10 protein-coding genes and 5 pseudogenes are annotated in these 8,180 nt (G+C 39.3%); 3 read left to right on the top strand and 12 right to left on the bottom strand.

Going from position 1 to position 8,180, the window contains the following annotated elements:
* Positions 1-34: 34 nt before the first annotated feature.
* A pseudogene (locus tag FD44_RS09115) lies at positions 35-514 on the top strand (response regulator transcription factor); the annotation flags it as partial.
* Between the two features lie 113 nt (positions 515-627).
* Here the strand turns inward: FD44_RS09115 and FD44_RS09110 are convergent.
* The 4 genes and pseudogenes from FD44_RS09110 to FD44_RS10545 form a co-directional block, all read right to left on the bottom strand.
* Complete coding sequence (locus tag FD44_RS09110; protein WP_054712244.1) at positions 628-1,485, bottom strand: DegV family protein; 858 nt, start codon at positions 1,483-1,485, stop codon at positions 628-630.
* Between the two features lie 198 nt (positions 1,486-1,683).
* Positions 1,684-1,902: pseudogene (locus tag FD44_RS09105) on the bottom strand (iron ABC transporter permease); the annotation flags it as partial.
* Positions 1,903-2,015: 113 nt separating this feature from the next.
* Positions 2,016-2,132 (bottom strand): annotated as a pseudogene (locus FD44_RS10410) (GNAT family N-acetyltransferase); the annotation flags it as partial.
* Positions 2,133-2,136: 4 nt separating this feature from the next.
* Positions 2,137-2,238 (bottom strand): annotated as a pseudogene (locus FD44_RS10545) (recombinase family protein); the annotation flags it as partial.
* A gap of 399 nt (positions 2,239-2,637) precedes the next feature.
* Here FD44_RS10545 and FD44_RS09095 point away from each other — a divergent pair.
* Positions 2,638-3,813: an IS256 family transposase gene (locus FD44_RS09095; protein ID WP_056973895.1), complete on the top strand. Its 1,176-nt coding sequence runs from the start codon at positions 2,638-2,640 to the stop codon at positions 3,811-3,813.
* Positions 3,814-3,882: 69 nt separating this feature from the next.
* Positions 3,883-4,359 (top strand): hypothetical protein, encoded by a 477-nt coding sequence (locus FD44_RS09090; protein ID WP_153188477.1) that lies wholly within the window; start codon positions 3,883-3,885, stop codon positions 4,357-4,359.
* Positions 4,360-4,534: 175 nt separating this feature from the next.
* On the opposite strand, the gene FD44_RS09085 is transcribed toward FD44_RS09090, so the two are convergent.
* The 8 genes and pseudogenes from FD44_RS09085 to FD44_RS10915 form a co-directional block, all read right to left on the bottom strand.
* Entirely contained in the window at positions 4,535-5,446 is a 912-nt protein-coding gene (locus FD44_RS09085) for a metal ABC transporter solute-binding protein, Zn/Mn family (protein WP_056973891.1), read from the bottom strand.
* A 53-nt stretch (positions 5,447-5,499) separates the two neighbouring features.
* The gene (locus FD44_RS09080; RefSeq protein WP_235809391.1) at positions 5,500-6,315 is read right to left on the bottom strand and encodes an N-acetylmuramoyl-L-alanine amidase; all 816 of its coding nucleotides are present in this window, start codon (positions 6,313-6,315) and stop codon (positions 5,500-5,502) included.
* A gap of 117 nt (positions 6,316-6,432) precedes the next feature.
* Positions 6,433-6,561, bottom strand: a complete 129-nt coding sequence (locus FD44_RS10585; RefSeq protein ID WP_096587937.1) for a putative metal homeostasis protein — start codon at positions 6,559-6,561, stop codon at positions 6,433-6,435.
* A gap of 30 nt (positions 6,562-6,591) precedes the next feature.
* The gene (gene rpsN, locus FD44_RS09075) at positions 6,592-6,861 is read right to left on the bottom strand and encodes a 30S ribosomal protein S14 (protein ID WP_024624168.1); all 270 of its coding nucleotides are present in this window, start codon (positions 6,859-6,861) and stop codon (positions 6,592-6,594) included.
* A gap of 21 nt (positions 6,862-6,882) precedes the next feature.
* Positions 6,883-7,032 (bottom strand): 50S ribosomal protein L33, encoded by a 150-nt coding sequence (rpmG, locus tag FD44_RS09070; RefSeq protein WP_046870602.1) that lies wholly within the window; start codon positions 7,030-7,032, stop codon positions 6,883-6,885.
* A gap of 22 nt (positions 7,033-7,054) precedes the next feature.
* Positions 7,055-7,357, bottom strand: coding sequence for a hypothetical protein (locus tag FD44_RS09065; protein WP_024624166.1), 303 nt, complete (start codon positions 7,355-7,357; stop codon positions 7,055-7,057).
* Positions 7,358-7,383: 26 nt separating this feature from the next.
* Positions 7,384-7,563, bottom strand: coding sequence for a 50S ribosomal protein L32 (rpmF, locus tag FD44_RS10405; RefSeq protein ID WP_046870603.1), 180 nt, complete (start codon positions 7,561-7,563; stop codon positions 7,384-7,386).
* Positions 7,564-7,880: 317 nt separating this feature from the next.
* Positions 7,881-8,002, bottom strand: a pseudogene (locus FD44_RS10915) (IS30 family transposase); the annotation flags it as partial.
* Between the last annotated feature and the right edge of the window lie 178 nt (positions 8,003-8,180).

The following is an 8,180-nucleotide window of genomic DNA, read 5'->3' as shown; positions in this document are numbered from 1 at the left end:
ACACCATTTTAAAGGAAGCTGATTTTTTTTGTCCGAACAGCTCAAACCGGACGTTGCCGTTCTGGATATCGAGATGCCCAAGTTAACCGGATTGGATGTTGCCGATAAGATTCATGACAGTGAGTTACCAACAAAAGTCATTATTTTAACGACCTTCGCACAGAAGGCTTACTTTGAACGCGCCATTGCTGCCCAAGTAAATGGTTATTTGCTCAAAGATAGCCCCAGTGATGATTTGATTGACGTTATTCGAAAAGTGATGACGGGCCAAACGGTTTACGCCCCGGAATTAGTCACGAATATGGTGACAGCTGAAAGCAATCCCCTCACCGACCGCGAACTCGCTGTTTTGGCGGCAGTCGCCAGCGGCTTATCGTCAAAACAAATTGCTGCCTCGCTATTTCTCTCAGAAGGAACCGTTCGTAACTATTTGTCCGCTATTTTCAGTAAGCTCGGTGTTCATAATCGAATTGAGGCCGTGCAGATGGCTAAGAAGAATAAGTGGTTGGAATGACTGTTTTATCAAATCAAAATTGCCCTTTTCTCAATTTGTTGAGAAAAGGGCAATTTTGATCTGCTTTTCGTTTTAGGTAAAGCTTGAGAGGCGTGACTTATTTTTGTAACACCTTAATACGACTGAACTGTAGCCCCAATCAGCCCTGGCCCTGTATGCACGCCCAATGACGGTGAGACCTCACCAATAAAATCAACTGGCCGACCAGTCGCTTCACGAAGTTTCTCTGCCAACTTTTTAACTAAAGATGGGTTTTGCCCGTGGGCTACTCCTAAACGATAGTGGGTGCTTTTTAAACAATCCTGTTTGACTTGTTCAACCAACTTTTGAATCGCTTTTTCTTCAGATCGCGCCTTAAAAAGAGGGTAGTAGACGCCTTCTGGATCACATGAGATCACCGGTTTAATGTGCAAAACCGAACCGACAAGGCCTGCCACTCGGCCGATTCGACCGCCGGCACTGAGGTACTTCAAGGTTGGCACGTAGAAATAAATCCGACTTTTGACGATTGAGGCACGAACTTTTGCAATCACGTCCTGAAAAGATTCCCCTGCATTGATCAATGATGCGGCATAGGCTGCTTGGATGCCACTGCCAATGCCGATGCTTTTTGTGTCAAGAATGGTTACGGTGTCAGCGGGAAAATCTTGCGCGGCCAATTGAAAGACGTTGTTCGTCACAGACAACGCGCTCGAAATTGTGATACCGAAGATCTGCTGATAACCAGCCGCGAACAGCGCATCCATCGCTTCTTTGGCAGCTTGTGGTGACGGACTGGACGTCTTCGGCAAGGTTTCCGCCGTTGCTAACGCCGAATAAAATTCATCCGGTGTGATATCAACTGCATCAAGGTAATTATGCCCATTCATAGTAATATTCAGCGGTACGACTGCAATATTTTTATTTTCATCAAGAACACTTTGAGGGACATCAGAACCCGAATCAACGACAATTGCAATTTTTTTGGTCATGTTCTGCCTCCTTGCGGCTTTAATAACCATATTATATGGTTTCTAAGACTAGATGTAAATAGGTTCACCACATATATCTTTTTTCGTTCATGTGAATATTCAGCCAGTTTTGCCAACAAAAGTCGCTTCCACAGCAAAAAGAGAGTCAACCAGTCACGGTCAACTCCCTTTTGTCCTATTTCCGACGAAGTTTTGTGGTTACATCGCAATATCCCCATTCTTAGAAACTTTCATGAAGATTAGCAAGGAAATCACTGTCAACGCGGTCAAAATCGTTGATAGTGCAGCTGCAACGCCGTAATTTCCACGAATAACTTCGGTATAAATGGCTACTGTCATTGTCCGAGTCTTGACGTTGTACAACAGAATGGATGTGGATAATTCTGAGATCATCGTGACCCATGAAAGAATGGACCCATACTAATCCCTCGTTTTGAATGCGCTTACGCATATCAAGCTTACACGAGCCGATCTGTTCTGTCAGGCATGGCGATTTTTATGGACTTTGTTCCGGGCGATTTGGCCGCTTATTAAAGCTTCTTAACCAACACCAAACAAGGATTCCAAGCATCCCATAATGTCGGGAAAACTTCCAATCGCTCAAATCCCACTGACTCGTAAAAACGGATGGTTTGATCATATTCAGGACCTCAATTTATCCGCAAATAATTTATCAACGTCTTTTAAAGCCGCTAACTGTCGATCTAAATGTTGCTCCTTGGAACTCACACGCGCATAACCGATTTTAGCCATTTCCAGTTCTCCTTTTGGACAGTTCTAATGAACACTTGTAATTCCTAGTATAGCACAGAAATAAAAAAGACCAATAGGGTATACCCTAGTGGCCTTTTGGGTTCAATTAATAATAATCAATAGTATAAAATTTTAGCATGAAGGTTAAACTGCGCTTAATATTCAAAACGTTTAAGACGCTTTTCAGAATTACTCGATTGTTTAATAAACCGCCTGGAACCCAGCGCTTTTACAATTATGGTAGTTAGAAAAACCGTTAATTAAAATCTAAGATCATTAATAGAGAGCGTAAAATATCTTGTGTAAATGCATAAAAGATTTCTGAATTGTATAGAAATAGGGAATGCCTTCCCTTATGATATTTAGTAATCACAGAAAACATCACAGGAGGCATTCCCCATGAATGAACTTACCACAGAAATTATCGCTGCACTAGCCCAAAAGCAAGATTTGGACGAAGTTTTTCGTCACCACCTCGAAATTGCGATTAACCAGCTGCTTCAAACCGCATTGGCAGAGTTTTTGGGTTACGAACGCTACTCATACGCTGGGATTAACACTGGTAATAACCGCAACGGCAGTTATGAGCGCTCGTTTGATACGAAGTACGGCCAGCTTAACTTAACCATTCCTCGAGATCGCAATGGCCGGTTTGAAAATCATACCTTGCCAGCCTACAGTCGGCACAGTGATAATTTAGAAACAACGGTCATTCAGTTGTATACCAAGGGCATTACCACTGCTGAAATTGCCGAACTCATTGAGAAAATGTACGGTGCTCACTACTCCAAAGCCACGGTTTCCAACATGACTAAAGCCGTCAATGAACAGGTTCAAGCTTTCCAGCAACGTCGACTGGCTTCACAATATGCGGCCATCTTCTTAGATGCCACTTACTTGCCGTTAAAGCGGGATACCGTTCAAAAAGAAGCTGTTCATATTGCGATTGGCATTCGTCCAGATGGTACGAAAGAAGTGCTGAACTACCAAGTGGCGCCAACGGAATCGACTGGAATCTGGACTGAACTGCTGGGAACCTTGATCAAGCAGGGCGTTAAAGATGTGCTGTTGTTTGTGGCCGATGGGTTAGTTGGTTTGGATGAAGGCTTGAATCGGCATTTCCCTAAAGCCAAACGACAACGTTGCCTGGTTCATGTTGGGCGGAATCTGATGAACAAAGTTCGCGTAAAAGACCGCAAGGCCGTGATCAGTGACTTTAAACAAGTTCATCGGGCCGCCAACCGTGAAGCAGCCGAACTGAAACTGAATGAGTTCGCCAACAACTGGCATCAGACCTATCCCAAATTAATCAAAGATCTGCTTAAAATGCCGAATTTACTCACTTTCATGGACTTTCCACCAGCTATCCGGCAATCACTATACTCCACTAACCTGATTGAGAACTTTAATAAGCATCTCAAGCGCACCACCCACCACAAAGAACAATTTCCAACGGAAGATTCACTGGATCGCTTCCTGGTTTCTCAGTTTAATGTTTATAACGAGAAGTCTCTGAAGCGGATCCACCGAGGGTTCAAAGGACTCCAGGACACCTTGGAAGCATCATTTATTTAAGTTAGATACATATTATATGTACGAAGGCATTTCATTTACACAAGATTCTTGACGCTACCAAGATTTTACTTGCCATACGTTTTAGGTATAGTGATAGCACCTATAATAGGTGGTTTAGTTGGAAAAAGAAGCAAAAAAATTTCTTTAATTGGAATGACAGTTGGACTGATATTAGTATTAATCACGCCATTTTTTACAAGTAGTGTTTTAATATTAAGCACTTTTAAGAGTGTTTTTAATGGCTGGTTGACTGAAATATATAGGCATCAAGATGAGTTACCAAAGGATAAACGTATCTGGGTTAAGTACACTATTCAAAGTATGGGAAGTATCGCCCATCAGTTTGTTTTAATGATAATAGGTTCTTTACTTGTTATGGGCAATCAATCATCAGTTAAAACCTTTTTTGTTGTGACTAGTCAGAAAATTCCTACGGTCGAAAGCAGAACTTTGATGACCAACTGGAATGGCATTGCAACAGAAATCCTGTTGATTGGGTTGATTGTCTATGGACTAGGTTCAGCAATCAAAATAAACGTAAAATGATGTCATTTTTGCAGCGATCCACAAAAATTTGAGTGAATTTTTAATTGGGCACTAGCATTCAATGGGTTGGGGCGACTTGATTGTAGCACAGGACGATAGGCCCTTTTGTTGTGCATAAAAATAGTGTTGATGGATTTTATCCATCAACACCAAAATATCATAAACCCCATAAAAATTACTTTTCTGTAGTACTAATTATCTTATAAAGTTGCTGATACTGACTAAGCATCCAAGTTTTATAAGTTTTTCCGGACGGTAAAGTTTCAGTAACAGCCAGAACTGGAACATTATTTTTTCTTGCTAAACTTACTAAATTGTTAACAGTTTTTGAATCCACTTGTTTGTTAAAAACAAAGAACGCAATTTTGTGATTCTTAATATTTGTTTGCATTGTTTTAATAGTCTTTGGAGATGGATCAACACCATTTTCATTGTCTTCCTCAAAACTATGATCTGCTACTTTAAAACCGGCGGCCTGTAAAGCGTAATCAAATACCGGTTCACTAACGTAAACCTCTTTATTGGTAGTCTTCTTAGCGACTGCATTGATTCGTTTAATTTGTTGATTAATCGAAGCTAAAGACTTAATATATTGCTTGGCATTGGCTTTAAAGTAAGCTTCGTTTTTAGGTTGTAATTTACTGAAATGTTTAGCCAAGTCGTTAGCTAGTTTAGGCATTGTTTTTGGGTTATACCACAAATGCGGATTATCTCCATCCTTTTTATCTAAAAGATCTTCACCAACTTTAATATATGTAGCCTTAGGGGCATTTTTAGCCAACTTGCTCATCCAGCCATCATAACCCACTCCGTTTGCAACCAATACATTGGAGTTAGCCACTTCTTTAGCTATTTTGGAGGTTGGCTCATAATCATGTGGATCAACACTAGGATTATTAATCACAGACGTTACATGTCCCTTGTTGCCGACAACTGCCTTAGCGACTTCCCCATAAAAATCAGTTGTTGCTGTTACTGTTATTTTATTATTTTTAGTGGATGAAGTAGATTGTGAGCACCCAGCTATAAACGTCGCGGTCCCAATAAAAGTAATAATCAATGTTAAAAGCTTTAATGTTTTTTTCAAAATTATTTACTCCTCAAACAATAATATATTTAATGGTTGAAATACCATTTTACCTAATGCACGTACTGTGTAATTCCTCTTACTACATCACGGGCAACTAATCTTTGATATATTTTAGATTTTATGTGTTTAAAATCATGTGTGCTATCCATAAATCCCATTTCAATTAGTACTGCCGGTCTTTGATTATCGCGTAACACTTCAAAATCGCCAAAAGCTATTCCACGATTAACTAACGGAAGATTAACAAAATTATTGTTAAGTTTCTGAGCAAGCTTACGAGCATTCTGATGGTATTGAAACACTTCAAACCCTTGGGCAGCATTTTTCTTTCCCGCAGAATTAAAATGAAAACTAATAAACAACGTTGCCTTATCCATATTAGCTATTTTAGGCCGTTTAGACAATGATACCGATTGATCTGATTGACGAGTTAGTATAACCCGTGAATATTTTGACCTTAATAACTGGGCTACTGCCAAGGCGGTTGGCAAGGTGTATGTTTTTTCCATGGCGCCATGCAACCCAATGGTACCGGAATCAATCCCACCATGCCCTGGATCAAGAACGATTGTTGCTTCTGCCAATGAATTGATAGCTCGATACTTAGTTTGATGAATCAACCAGCTTGCAACCCAGCCTTGATGATGGCCAACTTTAACACGCCACCATTTAGTATGAACGTTCTTTTTTTCTACCTTTAATCTGGTTCCGTAAGCGAGCTTTTCGATAATGTGACCCTTTGGTGTCGGCATGTCACGCAAATTAATTGTTTGTGCAGCGACTTTAGGCTCACAGAAATATTGAATAGTTAGATGTCCCACGATATATACGAGACCAACAATAATGATGACACGTAATATAAACAATGGCTGCTTCCAGAATGGTATTTTGTTATTAATCAATGTGCTCAAATCCTTAATCATTTAATGTGATTTAAGCATAGTGATTAACAGTCTCTTTGTAAAGTACGGCAGAGGCTCTAATTAGTCTGCCCGGGTAAACAGCCGTCTCTGTTTTTTAATCACTTTAATCGTTTTCAACGCACGTTTTCTTGTCTTTATATTGGGACTTTTTAGATGTCTGCAAGCACTCGAATGGTCTTCCTTTTCCATGATAGTTATCCTCACTACAAAATTTTATAATTACCAACTGGCCTTGTGTATCCCAGAAATTTGTCCCAGTAAGGCATATTTGCGGAAATTTAATCGGGACATTCCAAACTTACGCATATACCCACGAGGCCGCCCATCTAAAACATCTCGATTTCGTAATCGGATTGGATTAGAATCCTTGGGCAACTTAGCCAGTGCCACGTAATCTCCCTGTGCTTTTAAATTTTTCCGTTCACCAGCATACTTCGCAACTAACTTCTTCTGACGCTCATATCTAGCTATTTTTGACTTCTTAGCCATTAGAATTTTCCCCCTTGTGCCCTAATTAATCTCAGTGAACCAAACTCTGTGTTTTAACTTTGGCGAGTATTTTTTTAATTTGATCTTATGAGGTGTATTCTTAGGATTCTTACTTGTCAAATACAGTTTTTCCTTTGTGTCCGCATTAGCTAAAATAATTGTTTTCCACATTTTTGCACCTTCCTTATTGGGTTTAAAAAGAACAAGCACCTAGCAGACTATCCATAGCATCTTCATCAACTGATGAAATCACAAATTTTACTTGTCGCGCCATTGAAAAATCTATAATTTGTCCTTGATGGTCTAAAAAGAGCAAATCGTATTCTGCCTTAATCATTCCTAGAATAGCGACTATTAGCCAGGTACTATTACTTAAGGGTGATTGAACCGTCAAGTAATTATTAGAATTACTAAACTTAAGATTAGCTTTTGGACAATCATAATAATTAAAAGCACACTGGAAACATTGTTTTATTAGCTGATCCGAGAATTCCATGCTAAGACTCCTATTGCTCTTCATCATCACTTGAGCGATTTATGAATTACCTGTTTTCCGTGATAATAACCCGATAATGAGACATGATGTGAAAGTACATATTCTTGAAGTTGGTTATCCCAATGAATAGCCGGCAACATTAACTTTTGTGTAGCTCTTCGTTTCCTCTTTCGAGATTTGGACTGACGGCGTGCAGGTGTAGCCATAAAATCATTTCCTTCCGTTCTAAATAGTAATCGCTACGATTTAGCATACGATATTGCGTTTGCTATGTCAATATAAAATATCCTTGACAAAGCATAGGCAATGTAGCAGACTACAAAAAGCAATTATTACGATTTACAATCGATTTTTACTTTTCCCTTTGCTTAGAGAACCCCCGCTTTAAGTAATCCCATTCTAGGGACTACTCCTAAAGTTCATGCGGAAGTCACTTAACTTTAGGAGTTTTATTATGGAAATAATTTCAAATACAACAATATTAAAAACATTACTAGGTAGATTAAAAATTCGATCCGATTTTTTACAAATTGGTTAGCGTAACCTGATAAGGTGCTTGCTAGTGGGGACTTTAGATGGTTTTTGGTTAATCTGGAGTAACATAGTTGTTAAATCTTGATCACAAATGTGACCAGAACAAGTCCCTTAGGTTAAAAAATACAGTGTTTGACTTATCTCCTGATAATTAATATTAATATACTTGACATAGGATCTATATGGATAATCAATGTTTGATGACATTCTGAAATAAATAAGCGGCTATACCAACGATTATCTCCATGTTAGTATGAGCCGCTTATTGGGCCTAGAATAAAAAGTGTAC

It is taken from the genome of Secundilactobacillus malefermentans DSM 5705 = KCTC 3548, assembly GCF_001436395.1.
GTDB lineage: Bacteria > Bacillota > Bacilli > Lactobacillales > Lactobacillaceae > Secundilactobacillus > Secundilactobacillus malefermentans.
Note: the sequence above shows the minus strand (reverse complement) of the source record. Positions and strands in the feature narration are given on the sequence as shown.

Coding starts and splice junctions, on each gene's coding strand:
- FD44_RS09110 (WP_054712244.1), bottom strand. CDS start 1,485: ATGACCAAAAAAATTGCAATTGTCGTTGATTCGGGTTCTGATGTCCCT.
- FD44_RS09095 (WP_056973895.1), top strand. CDS start 2,638: ATGAATGAACTTACCACAGAAATTATCGCTGCACTAGCCCAAAAGCAA.
- FD44_RS10585 (WP_096587937.1), bottom strand. CDS start 6,561: ATGGAAAAGGAAGACCATTCGAGTGCTTGCAGACATCTAAAAAGTCCC.
- rpsN (WP_024624168.1), bottom strand. CDS start 6,861: ATGGCTAAGAAGTCAAAAATAGCTAGATATGAGCGTCAGAAGAAGTTA.
- rpmG (WP_046870602.1), bottom strand. CDS start 7,032: ATGTGGAAAACAATTATTTTAGCTAATGCGGACACAAAGGAAAAACTG.
- FD44_RS09065 (WP_024624166.1), bottom strand. CDS start 7,357: ATGGAATTCTCGGATCAGCTAATAAAACAATGTTTCCAGTGTGCTTTT.
- rpmF (WP_046870603.1), bottom strand. CDS start 7,563: ATGGCTACACCTGCACGCCGTCAGTCCAAATCTCGAAAGAGGAAACGA.